Source organism: Prauserella cavernicola, assembly GCF_016595675.1.
In the GTDB taxonomy this organism is placed as follows: Bacteria; Actinomycetota; Actinomycetes; order Mycobacteriales; family Pseudonocardiaceae; genus Prauserella_A; species Prauserella_A cavernicola.
Window position 1 is genome coordinate 99,579 of sequence record NZ_JAENJH010000012.1, and the last position, 17,377, is coordinate 116,955.

General features: G+C 69.7%; 18 protein-coding genes. 14 read left to right on the forward strand and 4 right to left on the reverse strand.

The annotated features are described in order from the left end of the window. Nucleotides 1-42: 42 nt before the first annotated feature. The gene (gene tatB, locus JHE00_RS31635) at nucleotides 43-456 is read left to right on the forward strand and encodes a Sec-independent protein translocase protein TatB (protein WP_200325292.1); all 414 of its coding nucleotides are present in this window, start codon (nucleotides 43-45) and stop codon (nucleotides 454-456) included. A 142-nt stretch (nucleotides 457-598) separates the two neighbouring features. Here tatB and JHE00_RS31640 read toward each other — a convergent pair whose 3' ends face one another. The 4 genes from JHE00_RS31640 to JHE00_RS31655 are packed head-to-tail and all read right to left on the reverse strand — an operon-like array spanning nucleotide 599 to nucleotide 4,527. Beyond that, nucleotides 599-1,744: an Mrp/NBP35 family ATP-binding protein gene (locus tag JHE00_RS31640; protein WP_200325294.1), complete on the reverse strand. Its 1,146-nt coding sequence runs from the start codon at nucleotides 1,742-1,744 to the stop codon at nucleotides 599-601. Further along, nucleotides 1,741-2,271, reverse strand: a complete 531-nt coding sequence (locus JHE00_RS31645; protein ID WP_200325296.1) for a DUF1003 domain-containing protein — start codon at nucleotides 2,269-2,271, stop codon at nucleotides 1,741-1,743. Before JHE00_RS31645 ends, JHE00_RS31640 begins: the two co-directional genes overlap by 4 nt. Next, complete coding sequence (locus JHE00_RS31650) at nucleotides 2,264-3,562, reverse strand: magnesium transporter MgtE N-terminal domain-containing protein (RefSeq protein WP_200325299.1); 1,299 nt, start codon at nucleotides 3,560-3,562, stop codon at nucleotides 2,264-2,266. The genes JHE00_RS31645 and JHE00_RS31650 overlap by 8 nt, the downstream gene beginning before the upstream one ends. A gap of 17 nt (nucleotides 3,563-3,579) precedes the next feature. Next, the gene (locus JHE00_RS31655; RefSeq protein ID WP_230425330.1) at nucleotides 3,580-4,527 is read right to left on the reverse strand and encodes an aminoglycoside phosphotransferase family protein; all 948 of its coding nucleotides are present in this window, start codon (nucleotides 4,525-4,527) and stop codon (nucleotides 3,580-3,582) included. Between the two features lie 84 nt (nucleotides 4,528-4,611). Between JHE00_RS31655 and JHE00_RS31660 the strand changes: the two genes are divergently transcribed. The 13 genes from JHE00_RS31660 to JHE00_RS31720 all read left to right on the forward strand — a co-directional run bounded on the left by JHE00_RS31660 (nucleotide 4,612) and on the right by JHE00_RS31720 (nucleotide 17,292). Beyond that, nucleotides 4,612-5,475: a slipin family protein gene (locus JHE00_RS31660; RefSeq protein WP_200325303.1), complete on the forward strand. Its 864-nt coding sequence runs from the start codon at nucleotides 4,612-4,614 to the stop codon at nucleotides 5,473-5,475. Nucleotides 5,476-5,530: 55 nt separating this feature from the next. After that, nucleotides 5,531-6,205 carry an IclR family transcriptional regulator gene (locus JHE00_RS31665; RefSeq protein WP_307832203.1) on the forward strand — a complete coding sequence of 225 codons (675 nt, stop codon included), beginning with the start codon at nucleotides 5,531-5,533 and terminating at the stop codon, nucleotides 6,203-6,205. Nucleotides 6,206-6,379: 174 nt separating this feature from the next. Beyond that, the gene (locus tag JHE00_RS31670) at nucleotides 6,380-7,588 is read left to right on the forward strand and encodes a CaiB/BaiF CoA transferase family protein (protein WP_200325305.1); all 1,209 of its coding nucleotides are present in this window, start codon (nucleotides 6,380-6,382) and stop codon (nucleotides 7,586-7,588) included. Between the two features lie 2 nt (nucleotides 7,589-7,590). Beyond that, nucleotides 7,591-8,442 (forward strand): hydroxymethylglutaryl-CoA lyase, encoded by an 852-nt coding sequence (locus tag JHE00_RS31675; protein ID WP_200325307.1) that lies wholly within the window; start codon nucleotides 7,591-7,593, stop codon nucleotides 8,440-8,442. A 90-nt stretch (nucleotides 8,443-8,532) separates the two neighbouring features. Beyond that, complete coding sequence (locus tag JHE00_RS31680) at nucleotides 8,533-9,816, forward strand: SLC13 family permease (RefSeq protein WP_200325309.1); 1,284 nt, start codon at nucleotides 8,533-8,535, stop codon at nucleotides 9,814-9,816. A gap of 24 nt (nucleotides 9,817-9,840) precedes the next feature. Then, on the forward strand, nucleotides 9,841-10,341 hold the full coding sequence (locus tag JHE00_RS31685) for a gamma carbonic anhydrase family protein (protein WP_200325525.1): 501 nt from the start codon (nucleotides 9,841-9,843) through the stop codon (nucleotides 10,339-10,341). 183 nt (nucleotides 10,342-10,524) lie between these two features. Further along, nucleotides 10,525-11,046, forward strand: coding sequence for a general stress protein (locus JHE00_RS31690; protein ID WP_200325527.1), 522 nt, complete (start codon nucleotides 10,525-10,527; stop codon nucleotides 11,044-11,046). A gap of 198 nt (nucleotides 11,047-11,244) precedes the next feature. Next, nucleotides 11,245-12,567: an ABC transporter substrate-binding protein gene (locus JHE00_RS31695; RefSeq protein ID WP_200325311.1), complete on the forward strand. Its 1,323-nt coding sequence runs from the start codon at nucleotides 11,245-11,247 to the stop codon at nucleotides 12,565-12,567. Further along, nucleotides 12,564-13,508, forward strand: a complete 945-nt coding sequence (locus JHE00_RS31700; RefSeq protein WP_200325313.1) for a carbohydrate ABC transporter permease — start codon at nucleotides 12,564-12,566, stop codon at nucleotides 13,506-13,508. The genes JHE00_RS31695 and JHE00_RS31700 overlap by 4 nt, the downstream gene beginning before the upstream one ends. Beyond that, nucleotides 13,508-14,350: a carbohydrate ABC transporter permease gene (locus JHE00_RS31705; protein ID WP_200325315.1), complete on the forward strand. Its 843-nt coding sequence runs from the start codon at nucleotides 13,508-13,510 to the stop codon at nucleotides 14,348-14,350. Before JHE00_RS31700 ends, JHE00_RS31705 begins: the two co-directional genes overlap by 1 nt. Nucleotides 14,351-14,354: 4 nt before the next feature. After that, nucleotides 14,355-15,536, forward strand: a complete 1,182-nt coding sequence (locus JHE00_RS31710) for an ABC transporter ATP-binding protein (RefSeq protein WP_200325317.1) — start codon at nucleotides 14,355-14,357, stop codon at nucleotides 15,534-15,536. Between the two features lie 137 nt (nucleotides 15,537-15,673). Beyond that, on the forward strand, nucleotides 15,674-16,423 hold the full coding sequence (locus JHE00_RS31715; protein WP_307832204.1) for a DUF998 domain-containing protein: 750 nt from the start codon (nucleotides 15,674-15,676) through the stop codon (nucleotides 16,421-16,423). After that, nucleotides 16,420-17,292 (forward strand): DMT family transporter, encoded by an 873-nt coding sequence (locus JHE00_RS31720; protein ID WP_200325319.1) that lies wholly within the window; start codon nucleotides 16,420-16,422, stop codon nucleotides 17,290-17,292. Before JHE00_RS31715 ends, JHE00_RS31720 begins: the two co-directional genes overlap by 4 nt. Nucleotides 17,293-17,377 lie beyond the last annotated feature (85 nt).

Below are 17,377 nucleotides of genomic sequence, written 5' to 3' on the forward strand. Positions count from 1 at the left end.
GGGGTAGGCTGAACGGGACGGTTCCGAGCGGAGGTTGCCAGGGTGTTCGAGAACGTTGGCTGGAGCGAGATCCTGATCTTGCTCGTCGCCGCATTGTTCATCCTCGGTCCGGAGCGGCTGCCGGAGGCGGCGGCCTGGCTGGGCAAGTCGGTCCGCAAGGTCAGGGACTTCGCCTCGGGCGCGCGCCAGCAGCTGCGCGACGAGATGGGCCCGGAGTTCGACGAGTACCGCAAGCCGCTCGAGGACCTGCGGTCGCTGCGGAACTTCGACCCCAAGCGGGCCGTGACCCAGCACCTGTTCGACGGTGACCCCGACCCGCTCGGCCTCGACAACGTCAACGGCACGAACGGGCACGGCAACGGTTCGAACGGCTCCGCGAAGCCGGTGGGCCAGCCCGCCGCGCCGGAGCCCCTCAAGCCGGGGGAGCGCCCCCCGGTGGACCCGGACGCCACGTAGCGCGCGAGTCCCCCGCTCCAGCACGCGAGTCCCCCGCCCAGGACCGCGAGTTCCCCGCTCGTGCCCCCGAGTTCCGCGTTCGCGGCACCCGGCGGCACGAGCAGGCGAGACTCTCGTCGAGCTCAGCGGGGATCAGCGGGGTTCAGCGCCCCGCGGGGCTCACGTTCAGCATCATCCCGGCCAGACCTCGGGCACGGACGCTCAGCTTCTCGGCCGCGCCCTTGAGCACCTGCGACGCGGGAGCCTCCGGCTCGGCCAGCACCAGCGGAGTGCCCGCGTCGCCCTGCTCGCGCAGGCGCGGGTCGAGCGGCACCTGACCGAGCAGCGGCACCTCGGAGCCTACGGACTTCGACAGCGAGTCGGCCACCGTCTGGCCCCCGCCGGAACCGAAGATCTCCATCTTCGAGCCGTCCGGCGCCTCCAGCCACGACATGTTCTCGATGACGCCCGCGATGCGCTGACGGGTCTGCAGCGCGATCGCGCCCGCCCGCTCGGCCACCTCGGCCGCCGCCTGCTGCGGCGTGGTGACCACCAGGATCTCGGCGTTGGGGACCAGCTGCGCCACCGAGATCGCGATGTCGCCGGTGCCGGGAGGCAGGTCCAGCAGCAGGATGTCGAGGTCGCCCCAGAACACGTCCGCGAGGAACTGCTGCAGCGCGCGGTGCAGCATCGGCCCTCGCCACACCACCGGTGTGTTGCCGGGCGTGAACATGCCGATGGAGATCACCTTCACACCGTGCGCCTGCGGCGGCATGATCATCTGCTCGACCTTGGTGGGCTTCTCGCCCGCGCCGATCATGCGCGGCACCGAGTGCCCGTAGATGTCGGCGTCCACGACGCCGACCGAGAGGCCGCGCTCGGCCATCGCGACCGCGAGGTTCACCGTCACGCTCGACTTGCCGACGCCGCCCTTGCCGGACGCGACGCAGTACACCCTGGTCATCGATCCCGGCTGGGCGAACGGGATCACCGGCTCCTCGGCGTTGCCGCGCAGGCGCTTGCGCAGTTCGGTCCGCTGCTCGTCGCTCATGACGTCGAGCTCGACCTTCACGTCGGTCACGCCGGGCAGCTTCGCGACGGCCGCCGTGGTGTCGCGGGTGATCGTCTCCTTGAGCGGACAACCCGCCACCGTGAGGTACACGGCGACGGTCACGACACCGTCCTCGCCAACGGTGACGTCCTTGACCATGCCGAGCTCGGTGATCGGTTTGTGGATCTCCGGGTCCTGGACGTCCTTCAACGCAGTCTGGACGTCCTCGACGCTGGGGGTCTCTTGCGTAGTGGTCACTGCTCGGGCACCGACCTTCTGTCGCTGGCGGTTGCGTTTGCTCTTCTCATGCTACGTGGCTGCCCGTTGAGGTCTTCCCGCAACTTGTCCAGCTCACCGCGCAGATAGTCGCGGGTGGCGACCTCGCCGACGGCCAGCCGCAACGCGGCCAGCTCGCGGGCGAGGTACTCGGTGTCGGCCTTGGTCTGCGCTGACCGCAGCCGGTCCTCCTCCAGCGAGACGCGGTCGCGGTCGTCCTGCCGGTTCTGCGCCAGCAGGATCAGCGGAGCGGCGTAGGCGGCCTGCGTGGAGAAGGCCAGGTTGAGCAGGATGAACGGGTACGGGTCCCAGCGCAGCGACACCGCGGTGAGGTTCAGCGCGATCCAGACGATCACGATGAGCGTCTGCCAGAACAGGTACTTGCCGGTGCCGAGGAAGCGCGCGAGCCGCTCCGAGAACCGGCCGAACGCCTCCACATCGACGTTGACCGCGAACCGCCGTGGCCGGCGGGGCTGGTCGAGTCGGCGCCGGCCGAGCAGCTCAGGCATGGTCGTTCTCCATGGTCGGCTCGGTGCCCACGTCGTGCAGGCCGGTCTCGCGCCAGCCCTCGGGCAGCAGGTGGTCGAGCACGTCGTCGACGGTGACGGCGCCGAGCAGGTGGTCCTCGGCGTCGACGACCGGGGCGCACGTGAGGTTGTAGGCGGCGAAGTAGCGCGTGACCTCGGTGAGTGTCGCCGTCGGGCGCAGCGGCGGCAGTCCGGTGTCGGCGACGGCGGCCACCAGGTCGGCGGGCGGCTCGCGCAGCAGGTGCTGGAAGTGGGCGCACCCGACGTAGCGGCCGGTGGGCGTCGCGCTCGGCGGCCTGCACACGAACACCATGCTCGCCAGCGCAGGGGTGAGGTCGGGGTTGCGGATGTGCGCGAGCGCCTCCGCCACCGTCGCGTCCGGCGTCAGCACCACCGGCTCCGGCGTCATCAACCCGCCCGCGACGTGCGAGGAGTACTCCAGCAGCCGTTTGACCGGCGCGGACTCGTCGGGGTGCATCAGGTCGAGCAGCCGGCGCTGGTCCCCGGGGGCGAGCTCGGCGAGCAGGTCTGCCGCGTCGTCGGGGTTCATCGCCTCGAGGATGTCGGCGGCCCGCTCCTCGGCGAGGTAGGCCAGCAGCTCCTTCTGGTTGTCCTCGGGCAGCTCCTCCACTACGTCGGCGAGCCGCTCGTCGTCCATCGCGTCGGCGACCTCCTGCCTGCGCTTGAGCGGCAGGTCGCGCAGGGTCGCGGCGACGTCCACCGCGCGCATGGTGTCGAACAGCATCAGCAGCTGGCCCGCGCCCTGCGGCTGGCCGGTCAGGTCCGACAGCCCGAGGCCCGCGACCTCCTCCCACGGCACCACGCGCAGCGACGAGCGCCGTCTGCCGAGCCCGAGCGGACCGCCGCGCTCGTGGATCGCGAGCTTGGCCAGCACCCAGTCCCGCGTGCGGGTGGGTTCCATCGCGGCGTCGGCGACGGTCACCCGTTCCCCGGACTGCGCGAGACTCGCCCGAGCGTCGAAGAGCTGGCCGAGCACGAGGACCTCGTTGGGGCGCTGGGTGAAGCGGCGCATGTTGACCGAGCCGGTGGCGAGCGTGACGGCGTTGGGCTCGATGGCGGTGACGCGCAGCATCGGCACGAACACGCGACGTCGGGTGGCGAGTTCCACGACCAGCCCGAGCACGCGCGGCGGCTGTTGGTCGAGGCGCAGGCCCGCGACGAGGTCGCGGACCTTCCCGATGGATTCGCCGTCGGGGCCGAACACCGGCAACCGTGCGAGCTGAGCTGCGAAGACCCTGTTCACGGCAGCCATGTGGTCAGACTAGGCGCTCACCAGGGCACCCGCCCGGCTACGCGCCGTGGGCCGGCGGCCCAGGGCGCGATCTCGCGCACGGCGGCGAGCACGAAGTCGTCGACGTTATCGACGTCCGACTCCACGGCCCACAGCCAGTTCACCACCGCCCGCACGAGCGTCCAGTCCCGTGCGAGGTCGGCGTCCAGCCCGGCGGCGCCGACGACCGCGGCGAAGCGCTCGGACAGCGTGGACAGTTCGGACAGCCCGGACAGTCCGGACTCAGCTCGCCGGTTCCACAGCAGCGGGATCACGCCGAACTCGGGATCGGCGACGATCGGCTTCGGGTCGATCACCAGCCAGTCCTCGCGGGTGCCCGCCAGCACGTTCTCGTAGTGCAGGTCCTCGTTGACCATCAGGTTCGCGCGGTGCGGCCCCCGTTCGCGGCACACCGCGACGGCGGCGTCCAGCAGCCGCCTCGGCACCGGCCTGCCGAGTGCGTCCCAGCTGGCGGTGAGCTCCTCGGCCCAGCCCGCCGCGTCGTCGCGCAGGTCCCTGCTCAGCGGCGGAGGCGGCACCGACAGCCTGCGGAGCAGGCCGCCCGCGACGGCCACGGCCCGCTCGATCGGCACGTCCGCGAGCGAACGGCCGCTCGCCAGCCGCTCCAGCAACAGCACGCCCTCGCCGGGATCGCTCTCCCACAGCCGCACCGCGCCCTCGCCTCGCCACGCGGCCAGCGCGACGGGCTCGTCGCGCGTCTCGGTGTCCAGCCACGTCAGCTTGAGCACCGCCGCTTCGCCACCGCGCCGCACGGGCAGCACGAGGCCGACATAGCCGTGCATCGGGTCGCCGTCGGGCTCGAGGCCCCATCGCAGGCAGTACCGCCGCACGAGTCCGGGCAGCCTGGCCAGCCAGCGCCTGCCCGGTTCGCCCTCGGCCGCCACGAGCTGTGCGGCGAAGGCGGGCGGAATGGTCGGCTCGCGCATGATCCTCAGCATTTCAGCGGGATCAAACCCTTTTCGTGCGGAGTACGATCCGATTTATAACGGTGTTTCCACCTGGGAGCCGCCATGTTGGTAGAAATCCTGATCATCGTGGTCATCGTCGTAGCCATCGGGCTCGCGGCCAGCGTGCGCGTGGTGAAGCAGTTCGAGCGCGGGCTCGTGTTCCGCTTCGGCAGAGTCGACACGGCACCGAGGGAACCGGGGCTCACGATGATCCTCCCGATCGCCGAACGCATGACCAAGGTCAACATGCAGATCGTGACGCTGCCCGTGCCAGCCCAGGACGGCATCACACGCGACAACGTCACCGTGCGGGTGGACGCGGTCGTGTACTTCAAAGTGATCGATCCCCGGCAGGCCATCGTCGGCGTCGAGAACTACCGGTTCGCGATGTTGCAGGTGGCGCAGACGTCGTTGCGCTCGATCATCGGCAAGAGCGACCTCGACGACCTGCTCTCGAACAGGGAGCGGCTCAACGAGGGGCTCGAGCTGCTGATCGACAGCCCGGCACTGGGCTGGGGCATCCACATCGACCGCGTGGAGATCAAGGACGTCGCGTTGCCCGAGACGATGAAGCGCGCGATGTCGCGCCAGGCCGAGGCCGAGCGCGAACGTCGTGGCCGGGTCATCGCCGCGGACGGCGAGCTGCAGGCGTCGGAGAAGCTCGCGATGGCGGCCGAGCAGATGGCCCACACCCCGGCCGCGCTCCAGCTGCGTCTGCTGGAGACCGTGGTGGAGGTGGCCGCGGAGAAGAACTCGACGCTCGTGTTGCCCTTCCCGGTCGAGCTGCTGCGCTTCCTCGACAAGGCCACTGCCCCGCCTGCCGAGGCCTCGGTCCCCGAACAGCAGCGGACCGGCATCAACGGTGAGCGAGGCCCCGTCGGGCTGACCCCGGGTGACGAGACGGGGAGGGATCACACTCAGCGGTAGGAGCCTCCGCGAGCACGAATCCCGCTGCTGAACCGCACCGGACTACCGTGGCGGCGTGGTGACGAGCGCGGCTGAGGAATCCGGCGAGACCGGTGCCAACGGAGTGTCCACTGGCGTGGGTGTGCTGGACCGCGTGGTCGCGATCCTCGACGCGGTGGAGCGGGCGCCGATGGGTGCGAGCGAACTGGCGCGGCATCTCGGGCTGTCCGTGCCGACCGCGCACCGGCTCGTCTCCGGCATGGTCCGGCACGGCCTGCTGCGCCGGGATGCCGAAGGGCGCCACCACGTCGGGCACCGGTTCACGTCGTCGGCGCTCGCGGGTGCCGCCGTGCCGGTGCTCAAGGAACTGAGCCGGACCACGGGGGAGACCGCGCAGCTGTGGGCGCGCCGAGGCGCCGACCGGCTGTGCCTCGCGAGCGTCGAGTCGCCGGAGGAGCTGCGTGCGTCGGTTCCCGTGGGTACCGTGCTTCCGTTGTCCGCCAAGGGATCCGCGGCACTCGTGCTCACCGTGGCCGACGCGGGCTCACCGCGCTGGCTGCAGAGCGTCTCGGAACGCACTCCGGGGCTCTCGTCGGTCAGTGCCGCCGTGCGCCACGGTGACGAGGTGATCGCGGCGGTGTGCCTCGCCGCGCCCGTGTCGCGGGTGAGTGCCGATGGTCCCGGCGCCGACTACGGCCACCTCGTGGTGGCCGCCGCCGACGAGCTCGAAGAAGCCCTCCGCGCCCGCTGACCCCGACTCGCGCCATGCGCGGTGAAGGGCACCTTTACTGCGTTCAACGCAGTAAAGGTGCCCTTCACCGCAGTCGATTCGAACCTCGGACCTTGCTCCCTGGGGAGTCGTGCGCTTATCGTCTTTCTCGTTAAATGAGTAGTTGTACTCACTATTTGAGAACGAGGAGTGCTGATGGCAGAGCCGCCGTTGACCGGAATCCGCGTGCTCGAGCTGGGCAGTTTCATCGCGGGCCCGTTCGCGACCCGGATCTTCGCGGACTTCGGCGCGGAGGTCGTCAAGATCGAACGGCCCGGTGCCGGTGACGAGCTCAGGGGATGGCGCCGCACGCGCGGCGAGACGTCGATGATGTTTCGCACCATCGCGAGGAACAAGAAGTCGGTGACGCTGGACCTGAGTTCGCCCGAAGGCAAGGAGATCGCCCTCGAGCTCGTGCGGCGCAGCGACGTCGTGGTGGAGAACTTCCGCCCCGGCACGCTCGAACGCTGGGGCCTCGGGCCCGACGACCTCGCCGACGTCAACCCCGAGCTCGTGTTCGTGCGCATCTCCGGCTACGGTCAGACCGGGCCCTACCGCGACCGTGCCGGGTTCGGCGGCGTCGCCGAGGCCTTCGCGGGCCTGCGCCACATCACGGGCTACCCCGACCGTCCTCCAGTGCGCCCCGCCGCGCCGATCGGCGACGCCGCTGCGGGGCTCTACGGAGCCATCGGTGCCCTGATGTTGTTGCTGGCCAAGGCGAAGGGCCACCGGCACGAGCGTCCGCAGGTGGTGGACGTCGCGCTGTACGAGTCGGTGTTCATGGCACTGGAGTCGCTGATCCCCGACCACGACGCCTACGGGATGGTTCGCGAGCGCACCGCGGGCAACCTGCCCGGCGTGGTGCCCAGCGGCGTCTACCCGACCGCCGACGGACAGTCCGTGATGATCTCGGGCAACTCCAGCGGCGCGTTCGGCAGGCTGATGACCGCGGTCGGCAGGCAGGACCTCGCCGACGACCCCGGACTGGCCGACGGCGATGCGAGATACGCGCGCGAACACGACCTCGACGACGCCATCACCGCGTGGACCACGCGGCACCCGGCGCCGGAGGCCGTCCGGTTGCTGAACGAGGCGGGAGTGCCCGCGGGACCTGTGTACGACGCGCGCGCCATCGCCGAGGACGAGCACTACCTGGCACGCGACATGCTGCGGCCCATGGAGGTGGTGGTCGACGGAGAGCCGGAGGAGATCCGGTTCCCCGGCGTGGTCCCCGCGCTGCCCGGCTCACCGGGAGACGTGCGCTGGGCGGGACCCGAGCTCGGCGAGCACACCGAGTCGGTGCTGGCCGAGCTCGGCATCTCCGGCGAACGCCTTGCCGGCTACCGCGCCAGGAAGGTGGTCTGAGGATGAGCGTCACGATCACCGACGTCGTGCTGCGCGACGGTCTGCAGGACGAGCCCGTCGTGGTGCCCGTGGCCGACCGCGTCGCGATCGCGGAGGCGCTGACCGCGGCGGGACTGAGGCAGCTGGAGGTCGCCTCGTTCGTCAACCCTCGGCGCGTGCCACGGATGAGCGGCGCGGAGGACCTGCTCGCGGCGTTGCCGGAGGGGCCTCGGTACAGCGTGCTCGCGCTCAACGCGCGCGGTGTCGAGCGGGCCGTGGCGGCCGGTGCGCGCGAGGTCGTGCTGGTGGCTTCGGCGAGCCGGGGCCACAGTCGGGCGAACGCCGGGAAGGACCCCGACGCCGCTCTGTCCGACGTGGCCGATGTGGTGGCCGCACATCCCGGCGTGGAGTTCGTCGCGGGCGTCTCCACGGCGTTCGTCTGTCCGTTCGACGGCGAGATCGCGCCCGAGGCCGCGGTGCGGATCGCGCGGCGCTTCACCGAGCTCGGCATCCGCCGCATCGGGCTCGCCGACACCCTCGGCACCGCCGATCCAGCGCAGGTGCTGCGCACTCTGCGTGCGGCCAGGGAAGCGTTGCCGGGCACCGAGTTCGGCCTGCACCTGCACAACGCCCACGGCCGCGCGCTCGAGACCGTCGACGCCGCGATCGCCGAGGGCGTCACCCGCTTCGACAGCGCCGCGGGCGGCTACGGCGGCTGCCCGTTCGCCCCCGGCGCGCACGGCAACATCGCCACCGAGGACCTCGTGGCCCACCTGCACGCTCGCGGCATTCCCACCGGGATCAACGAACGTGCTCTCACCGACGCCGTCGCCGTCCTCCGGGACGCGCTGGCCCGCGCGACGCCGCTGACCTGACAGGTCGGCAGCCGCACACGCAGTTCCCGTCAATGGTGACGTGGCCCGGAGCGCAGCGAGCCGGGTCGTGCGTACCGGAATAGGTCGGCAATGGTTCACACACTGTCCATCCTCGTACTCGTCGCGGTGTTCACGGTGGCCACCGTGACGCCGGTGAACATGGGAATCCTCGCGTTCGTCGCGGCGTTTCTCGTCGGCACCGTCTCGGGCGTGACGCTCGAGGACGTCCTCGGCTTCTTCCCCGGCGACACGTTCGTGCTCATCGTCGGCATCACGCTGCTCTTCGGCGTCGCCAAGGTGAACGGCACGATCGACCTCGTCGTCGCCGCGTCGTTGAGACTCGTGAAAGGCCGCCGCTGGGCGATCGTGTGGCTGATGTTCGCGCTCGCCGCGGTGCTGATGTCGCTCGGCTCGGTGCTCGCCGTCGGCATGCTCGCGCCCATCGCGATGCCCATCGCCGCGCGCTACCGCATCAACCCGCTCCTGATGGGCATGATGCTCAGCCACGGCGCGCTGTCCGCGGCGTTCAGCCCCATCACGGTGTACGGCGCGTTCAGCTCGGAACTGGTGGCGAACGCGGGACTCGACGTGAGTCCGCTGCTGATGTTCGCCGTGCCGTTCGTGTTCAACGTGGTGTTCGCCGTGGCGCTGTTCCTGGCGCTGGGCCGGGATCTGCTCAGGGGCGGCGACGACAGGGTCGAACTCGATGATCCCGGCGAGCCCTCCGGCGGTGCCGGGGCAGTGGTCGCGACGCGTGCCCGCACGACGCCCGAGGTCGAGGTGACGCCCATGCGGCTGCTGACACTCGCCGGAATGGTGGTGCTGCTCGTGCTGGGCGCGTTCGGGATCGACGTCGGCGTGGCGTCGTTCGTGGTGGCCACCGCGCTGTTGCTGCTGGCGCCCAACCGGCACAGCACCGCGGGTGAGCAGGTCGCGTGGCCCGCCGTGCTGCTGGTGTGCGGCATGCTCAGCTACATGGCGGTGCTGGAGCAGAACGGCACCCTCGACCTGCTCGGTGATGCGGCCGTGGCACTGGGCTCGCCGGTGCTCGCCGCGCTGCTGCTGTGCTTCGCCGTCGCGATCGTCTCGGCGTTCGGCTCGTCGATCGGCACGCTCGGTATCGCGCTGCCACTCGCGTTCCCGCTGCTGGCCTCGGGCGAGCTCGGCGCGGCCGGGTTCGTCGTGGTGCTCGGGTTCTGCTCGACGGTGGTGGACGTGAGCCCGTTCTCGACCAACGGCGTGATCGTGCTGGCACAGGCGCAGGTACCCGACAAACGACGGTTCCAGCGGCAGATGCTGGGCTACACGGGACTCGTCGTCGCCGGAGCCCCGTTACTGTCCTGGGCAGTGGCGATCCTGCCGTCGTCGCTCTAGCACGGAAGGGACTCGAACGTGGAGATCAACGGTCATCGCCCGCAGGTGGACGACGCGGCGTGGGTCGCGCCGGGTGCCGTGGTGTGCGGCCAGGTGACGCTGCATGCCGAGGTCAGCGTCTGGTACACGACGGTGCTGCGCGGCGACATGGACTCGATCACCGTCGGCGCTCGCAGCAACGTCCAGGACGGCACCATCGTCCACGCCGACCCGGGATTCCCGGTGACGATCGGCGAGGGCGTCAGCATCGGGCACAGGGCCGTGCTGCACGGCTGCACCATCGAGGACGACACGCTCATCGGCATGGGCGCGGTGGTGCTCAACGGTGCCGTCGTGGGCAAGGGCTCGCTCATCGCCGCGGGGGCCGTGGTGCTGGAGGGCACGCAGATCCCGCCCGGCTCGCTCGTCGCGGGCGTCCCCGGCAAGGTCCGCCGCGAGCTCACCGACGAGGAGCGCCAGGGCACCCTGCTCAACGGCGAGGCCTACCGGCACCTCAAGGGCCTGCACGAGAAGGCGGCCGAGTAGCCGGCCAGCGAGCGGCCCCGGCCCCCATTACGGGCCGGGGCCGCTCGTTGTTAGTCCGAACGGGCTAGTCGCCGAGGCCACTCCGCCTGCCGTGTTCGCGTGGTTACGTCCGTGTTGGCAGGATGAGACAATGGGCGGAGCGCTGGTGAGGGCCCACAGCGCGGACTATTCGAGGCACAGGTGATGATCGTGACCGGTCCACTCTCGTCGGGGCGACAGGCGCCCGGACTGCCCCGCCTCCCGACGCCGCCCACCGGCTGGCCGATCGGCTCGTACGACAAGTACGAGGAGGCGCAGCGCGCCGTCGACTACCTCGCTGACAACAACTTCACGGTGCAGGACGTGACGATCGTCGGGGTCGACCTGATGCTCGTCGAGCGCGTCATCGGCAGGCTCTCGTGGGGCAAGGTGCTCGGCACGGGCGCCCTGTCCGGCGCGTGGTTCGGCCTCTTCGTCGGTCTGTTGCTGAGCATGTTCAACAGCTCCGACGGGATGTCCTACGCGCCGATCCTCGTCGGCCTGGTCGCCGGTGTGTTCTTCGGCGTCATCTTCGCGGCGCTGAGCTACGCGTCGTCGAAGGGGCGGCGCGACTTCTCCTCGTCGAGTCAGCTCGTCGCGGGGCGCTACGACGTCCTGTGTCAGCCGCGCAACGCCGAGAAGGGCCGCGAGCTGCTCGCCAAGCTCGCGATGGGCACATCGGGCTGAGCGCTTCTCCCTTCCGTTCGGCCGAACGGAGCAACCTCCGCACTGAATCGTTACTGACCGTGCTTGCGCGGCCTACTCGCTGGGCATAAATTCTTCGAACCGGTCACCGGCACGGTTGCTTCCGTGCGCTTGGATTTCTCATGCACGACGGGGTGCGATGTGTGTCCTTCCTCGTGTGCCGATGTGGAGGGAGACCAGATGAGAATGGCCAGTACGCGATTTCGGCGAGGCCGATCGCCGGCCAGAGTTGCCGCGCTAGCCGGTGCGACGGTCGTGGGCGCCGGGTTGCTCACGGCATGCGGGACCGACGACGGCACGAAGATCAACGTCTACTACGCGCCCGAGGACAACTTCCAGACGGTCGTGGACAACTGCAACGAGCAGGCGGGCGGCCGCTACGAGATCGTCTACAACAAGCTGCCCCGCGACGCCGACGGCCAGCGGGAGCAGATGGTGCGCAGACTCGCCGCGGGCGACGACACCCTCGACGTGCTCGGGCTCGACGTCACCTGGGTCCCCGAGTTCGCGGAGGCGGGCTGGGTCGAGGAGTGGACGGGCCAGAACAAGGCCGAGGCCGAACGTGACGTCCTGCCGGGACCGCTGGAAACCGCGACCTGGAACGACAAGCTCTACGCGGCGCCGAAGAACACCAACGTGCAGCTGCTCTGGTACGACGACCGCATCACGCCGGAGCCGCCGCGCACGTGGGACGAGATGATGCGGATGTCGCGCGAGCTCGAACAGCGCGGCGAACCGCACCAGATCCTGTTCACCGGCGCGCAGTACGAGGGCCTCGTCGTGGTCTTCAACTCCATCGTCGAGTCGGCGGGTGGCCGGATCCTGTCCGAGGACGGGCAGTCCGTCGTGATGGACGACGGCGCGATGCGCGCGCTGGACATCCTCAAGGAGGTCAGCTCAACGGGGCTCACCGACCCGTCGCTGACCAACATGGAGGAGGACCAGGTCCGCCTCGCCATGCAGGAGGGCCGCGGCGCCTTCGAGCTCAACTGGCCGTTCGTCTACGCCTCCTACGCCGCCGAGAAGCCCGAGGACCTCGAGCACTTCAAGTGGGCGCCCTATCCCGGCGTCGGCGACGACGGCGGCAGGACGACGATCGGCGGCTACGACCTCGCGGTCAGCTCGGCCTCGCAGCACAAGCCCGAGGCATTCGAGGCCACGCTGTGCCTGCGCAGTGCCGAGAACCAGAAGTTCTCCGCGCTCAACGACGGTGTCCCGCCGACCATCGAGTCCGTCTACACCGACCCGAGCCCGCTCGACCCCTCCAAACCGGCCGACCCGGAGAACAACCCGAGCATGGCCACCGAGTACCCGATGAAGGACACGATCAGGGAGGCGCTGAAGAACGCGGCCGTGCGGCCGCTCACCCCGGCCTACCAGAATCTGTCCACGGTGATGTCGAAGGTGCTCTCCCCGCCCTCGGGCATCGATCCGCAAGGCACCGCGGAGGAGTTGCGTGAGCAGCTGACCGACGCGCTCGACTCGAAGGGCGTCATCCCATGAGCCACGCAGTCACCGAGGCGCCGGGACAACCGGCGCGCCCACAGGGAAAACCCGCGCTGAGCGAGGGAAAGAAGGCCGAGCGCAAGCTTGGTCTGCTGCTCTGCGCGCCCGCCGCGCTGGTGATGCTGGCCGTCACCGGCTACCCGATCATCTACTCGATCTGGTTGTCGCTGCAGCGCTACGACCTGCGGTTCCCCGACGAGCGCCAGTTCGTCGGCCTCGACAACTACGTCGCGGTGCTCAGCAACTCCTACTGGTGGACCGCCTTCGGCACCACGATGTTCATCACCGTCGTGTCGGTGGCGATCGAGCTCGTGCTCGGTATGGCGCTCGCGCTGATCATGCACCGCACGCTGGTGGGCAGGGGACTGGTCCGCACGGTCACGCTGATCCCGTACGGCATCGTCACCGTGGTGGCCGCGTTCTCGTGGTTCTACGCGTGGACGCCCGAGACCGGTTACCTGGCCAACGCGCTCGCGGGTGACGGCGCTCCGTTGACGGAGCAGTGGCCGTCACTGTGGATCATCATCCTCGCCGAGGTCTGGAAGACGACGCCGTTCATGGCGTTGCTGCTGATGGCCGGCCTGGCACTCGTGCCGGACGACCTGCTGAAGGCGGCCTCGGTCGACGGCGCCAACGCGTGGCAGCGCTTCTCCAAGGTCATGGTCCCGGTCATGAAGCCCGCGATCCTCGTGGCGCTGCTGTTCCGCACGCTCGACGCGTTCCGCGTCTTCGACAACATCTTCGTGCTGACCAACGGCGCCAACGACACCGGATCGGTGTCGATGCAGACGTACAACAACCTCATCAAGGGGTTGAACCTCGGCATCGGCTCCGCGATGGCCGTGCTGATCTTCGTCACGGTCGCCCTCATCGCGTTCATCTTCATCAAGGTGTTCGGCACGGCGGCGCCGGGCAGTGACCAAGGGAGCAAGCGCTGATGGCCATCGGAGGTGCGGTCACGCCCGGCCGCAAAGCCAAGTGGGCGATCATCGACATCATCGTCGTGGTGTACGCGCTGGTGCCCGTGCTCTGGATCGTGTCGCTGTCGTTCAAGACGAAGGACACCCTCGCCGACGGCAACTTCATCCCGAGGGACTGGACGCTCCAGAACTACGCCGACATCTTCGCCACCGACGAGTTCATCAGGCCGTTGATCAACTCGCTGGGCATCTCGATCATCGCGACGCTCATCGCCGTGGTGCTCGGGATGATGGCGGCCTACGCCATCGCCAGGCTCGACTTCCCCGGCAAGAAGGCGCTCGTCGGTGTCTCGCTGCTGATCGCGATGTTCCCGCAGATCTCGCTCGTGACGCCGCTGTTCAACATCGAGCGCGAGCTGGGGCTGTTCGACACGTGGCCCGGCCTGATCCTGCCCTACATCACCTTCGCGCTGCCGCTGGCGATCTACACGCTGTCGGCGTTCTTCCGCGAGATCCCGTGGGAGCTGGAGAAGGCGGCCAAGATGGACGGCGCCACGCCGGGGCAGGCGTTCTGGAAGGTGATCGCCCCACTGGCCGCGCCCGGCGTGTTCACCACGGCGATCCTGGTGTTCATCTTCTGCTGGAACGACTTCCTGTTCGCCATCTCGCTGACGTCCACCGAGGCGTCGCGCACGGTGCCCGCGGCGCTGTCGTTCTTCACCGGTACCTCGCAGTTCGAGGACCCCACCGGGACGATCTCCGCGGCCGCCGTGGTGATCACCATCCCGATCATTCTGTTCGTGTTGTTCTTCCAGCGCCGCATCGTCGCGGGGCTGACCTCCGGTGCGGTTAAGGGGTAACGCAATGGCTGAGATCGTGCTCGACAAGGTGACCAAGCGGTACCCGGACGGAGCACTGGCAGTGTCCGAAATGGAAATCGAGATCGCCGACGGCGAGTTCGTGATCCTGGTCGGACCCTCCGGCTGCGGCAAGTCCACCGCACTGAACATGATCGCGGGGCTGGAGGACATCTCCTCCGGCGAGCTGCGCATCGACGGCTCCCGCGCCAACGAGAAGGCGCCGAAGGACCGAGACATCGCCATGGTGTTCCAGTCCTACGCCCTCTATCCGCACATGAGCGTGCGCGAGAACATGGCGTTCCCGCTGCGGCTGGCGAAGGTCGCCGACGCCACGGTGCGCTCGAAGGTGGAGGAGGCTGCCGAGATCCTCGACCTGACGCAGCACCTCGACCGCAAGCCGTCGAACCTCTCCGGCGGTCAGCGGCAGCGCGTGGCGATGGGCAGGGCGATCGTGCGCAGCCCCAAGGCGTTCCTGATGGACGAGCCACTGTCCAACCTGGACGCGAAGCTGCGCGGGCAGATGCGCACGTCGGTGTCGAAGCTGCAGCGCCAGCTCGGCACCACCACCGTGTACGTGACGCACGACCAGACCGAGGCCATGACGCTCGGCGACCGCGTTGTCGTGCTGCGTGGCGGGATCGTGCAGCAGATCGGCTCGCCGCAGTTCCTCTACGACCACCCCGCCAACCTCTTCGTTGCCGGGTTCATCGGCTCGCCGTCGATGAACTTCGTGCCGGCCACGCTGGAGGACGGCACGCTGAAGAGCCCGCTGGGCACCATCCCGCTGACCGACCGCGTGCGCAGGCTCGCCGAGGCGGCGGACGCGCCCCGCGAGGTGGTGGCAGGCATCCGGCCGGAGCACTTCGAGGACGCGGCGCTGCTCGACGACGCGCACCGGCACGGCGGTGTCTCGTTCAGTGCCACGGTGGACGTGCTGGAGTCGATGGGAGCGGAGAAGTACGCGTACTTCTCGCTGGAGGAGGACCTCGCCACCACAGCCGAGCTCGAGGAGCTCGCCGCCGACGCGGGCGCCGGTGACGTTCCCGGCGGCGGCTCGGCGGTGGTCGCGCGGCTCGCGGCGAGCTCGGAGGCCCGCGAGGGCAGCCCGCTCGACGTGTGGTTCGACCCGGACCGCATCCAGCTCTTCGACCCGGCGAAGGGAACCAACCTCACGTACTCGGCGTAGTCCGGGCACACGCACCCAGGGCACCCCGGTCCACCCGACCGGGGTGCCCTGGTCGTTTCTCCGCGCGTTCTCAGGGAACAGGTGCGACGATCACGGCGTTGAACAGGACGAGCCTCACGGCAGGGGGAGGTCCGGGAGTGGACGCAGGGGGTCCGAGCGTCAGACGGGCGCGCTGGGTGGGCGCGTTCTCGGTGCTGGCCTGCCTGCTGTCCGTGCTGGCGCTGCTGATACTCGTGCGCTCGGTGCTCGCGATGACCTACCTCAACATCCACTTCGCGGGTGAGGTCGACCCGTTGTCGCGCGCGGTCAGCTACTACGTCTTCGTCGAACGTGGTGCCGAAACGTTCGCGGCCACGTTGTTCGCGGTGGCCACCGCGACCGCGACTATCTTGGTGGGTATGGCGCAGCTGCGCGTCCGCCTGGGAGCGCGCGCCGTCGTGGGCTTCGGCGCGTGGTGTGTCGCGCTGGTCCTGTGCGCTGTGTTCCCCACCGACAACTCGCCGACGATCCAGACGGCCAGCGGCTGGATTCACCAGTTCGCGGGAGCCTCCCTGTTCGCGGCACTGCCGCTGGCCGGTATCGCACTGGCCCGCAGCCTCGGTGCCCAGCCGTCCTGGGCGGGCACGGCGCGCGTCGTGCGCGGGCTCGCCCTCGGCGGCGTCGTGCTCGCGCTGGCCTACCTCGCCGCGCGGCTGCCCGATCTGCTGTGGTGGTGGCAGTTCCCCGGTGTGCTCGACTGGCGCTCGGTGTCCGGGCTGATCCAGCGGGCGCTGTTCGCGCTCGAGCTGGCCATGCTGCTGGTGCTCGCGACCCGGCTGTTGCTGGTGTCGTGGGCTGCGATCCGAGCCGCGAGGAGGCCCGCGGCCGAGCCGGTGGTGACGCCATGATCACCGTCGCGATCTTCTTCGCCATCCTGGGAGCGGCGTGCAGCGCGATCGGCGCGCAGCTGCAGCACGACGGCGTCCGCGCCGAGACCCAGGACAGCAAGCTCAGCCTGCGCAAACTCGGCGACCTGGTGCGCAACCCGTTGTGGATCCGCGGGTTCGCCGTGTTGTTCGCGTGTGCCGTGCTGCAGGTGCTGGCGCTGACGTTCGCTCCCGTCACCGTGGTCGCCCCGATCGTCGTGCTCGCGCTGCCGATGGTCGCCCTGCTCAACGCGCGCGAGCTCGACGTGCCCGGCTGGATCGCCGTCGGCGCCACCACCGCCGCCATCGTGCTGTTCGTGACCCACACGGCCGGTCAGGTGACCGAGCAGGAGATCCCGGCCAGCGCGGTGCTGGTCGCGGGACAGTTCGTGGCGCTCGGCGTGACGGTGCTCGGCATCGCCGCCGCGCTGACCAAGGGGATCGTGCGCTGCGTGTCGCTGGCGATGGCGGCGGGTGCGGCGTACGGGCTCGTGGCCGTGCTCGTCCGAGACGTCACCTACACGCTGCGCACCGAGGGCTTCTCCCACCTGCCGCTGCTCTCGCTGGCAGGGCTGGTGGTGGCCTTCCTCGCGGGTTCGTGGTTCATCCAGCTCGGCTATGCCAGCGGCCCGCCCGACGTGGTCGTGGGCGCGCAGACGATGCTCAACCCGGCCGTCGCCACCACGATCGGCTTCGCGGTGCTCGACGAGGCGGGCGGGCTCAGCCGCGACTTCCTCACCACGCTCGTCGTGTGCGGCTTCATCGCGGTGAGCGGCATCGTGGTGCTCGCCCGGCACCACCCCGACGCCGTCGAGCGCAGGCGCCTGCGCGGCGAAGCCCACAGCTCCTGAGCCTCACCCCGCCCCGGCTCCGCCCAGCTCCGCCCGCCCAGTGCGGTGAAGGGCACCTTTACTGCATTCAACGCAGTAAAGGTGC

What these genes read in the sequence shown, in the direction of transcription:
- JHE00_RS31645 (WP_200325296.1), bottom strand. Translation starts at nt 2,271, where the DNA reads ATGCCTGAGCTGCTCGGCCGGCGCCGACTCGACCAGCCCCGCCGGCCA.
- JHE00_RS31650 (WP_200325299.1), bottom strand. Translation starts at nt 3,562, where the DNA reads ATGGCTGCCGTGAACAGGGTCTTCGCAGCTCAGCTCGCACGGTTGCCG.
- JHE00_RS31655 (WP_230425330.1), bottom strand. Translation starts at nt 4,527, where the DNA reads ATGCGCGAGCCGACCATTCCGCCCGCCTTCGCCGCACAGCTCGTGGCG.
- JHE00_RS31660 (WP_200325303.1), top strand. Translation starts at nt 4,612, where the DNA reads ATGTTGGTAGAAATCCTGATCATCGTGGTCATCGTCGTAGCCATCGGG.
- JHE00_RS31670 (WP_200325305.1), top strand. Translation starts at nt 6,380, where the DNA reads ATGGCAGAGCCGCCGTTGACCGGAATCCGCGTGCTCGAGCTGGGCAGT.
- JHE00_RS31675 (WP_200325307.1), top strand. Translation starts at nt 7,591, where the DNA reads ATGAGCGTCACGATCACCGACGTCGTGCTGCGCGACGGTCTGCAGGAC.
- JHE00_RS31680 (WP_200325309.1), top strand. Translation starts at nt 8,533, where the DNA reads ATGGTTCACACACTGTCCATCCTCGTACTCGTCGCGGTGTTCACGGTG.
- JHE00_RS31690 (WP_200325527.1), top strand. Translation starts at nt 10,525, where the DNA reads ATGATCGTGACCGGTCCACTCTCGTCGGGGCGACAGGCGCCCGGACTG.
- JHE00_RS31695 (WP_200325311.1), top strand. Translation starts at nt 11,245, where the DNA reads ATGAGAATGGCCAGTACGCGATTTCGGCGAGGCCGATCGCCGGCCAGA.
- JHE00_RS31700 (WP_200325313.1), top strand. Translation starts at nt 12,564, where the DNA reads ATGAGCCACGCAGTCACCGAGGCGCCGGGACAACCGGCGCGCCCACAG.
- JHE00_RS31705 (WP_200325315.1), top strand. Translation starts at nt 13,508, where the DNA reads ATGGCCATCGGAGGTGCGGTCACGCCCGGCCGCAAAGCCAAGTGGGCG.
- JHE00_RS31710 (WP_200325317.1), top strand. Translation starts at nt 14,355, where the DNA reads ATGGCTGAGATCGTGCTCGACAAGGTGACCAAGCGGTACCCGGACGGA.
- JHE00_RS31720 (WP_200325319.1), top strand. Translation starts at nt 16,420, where the DNA reads ATGATCACCGTCGCGATCTTCTTCGCCATCCTGGGAGCGGCGTGCAGC.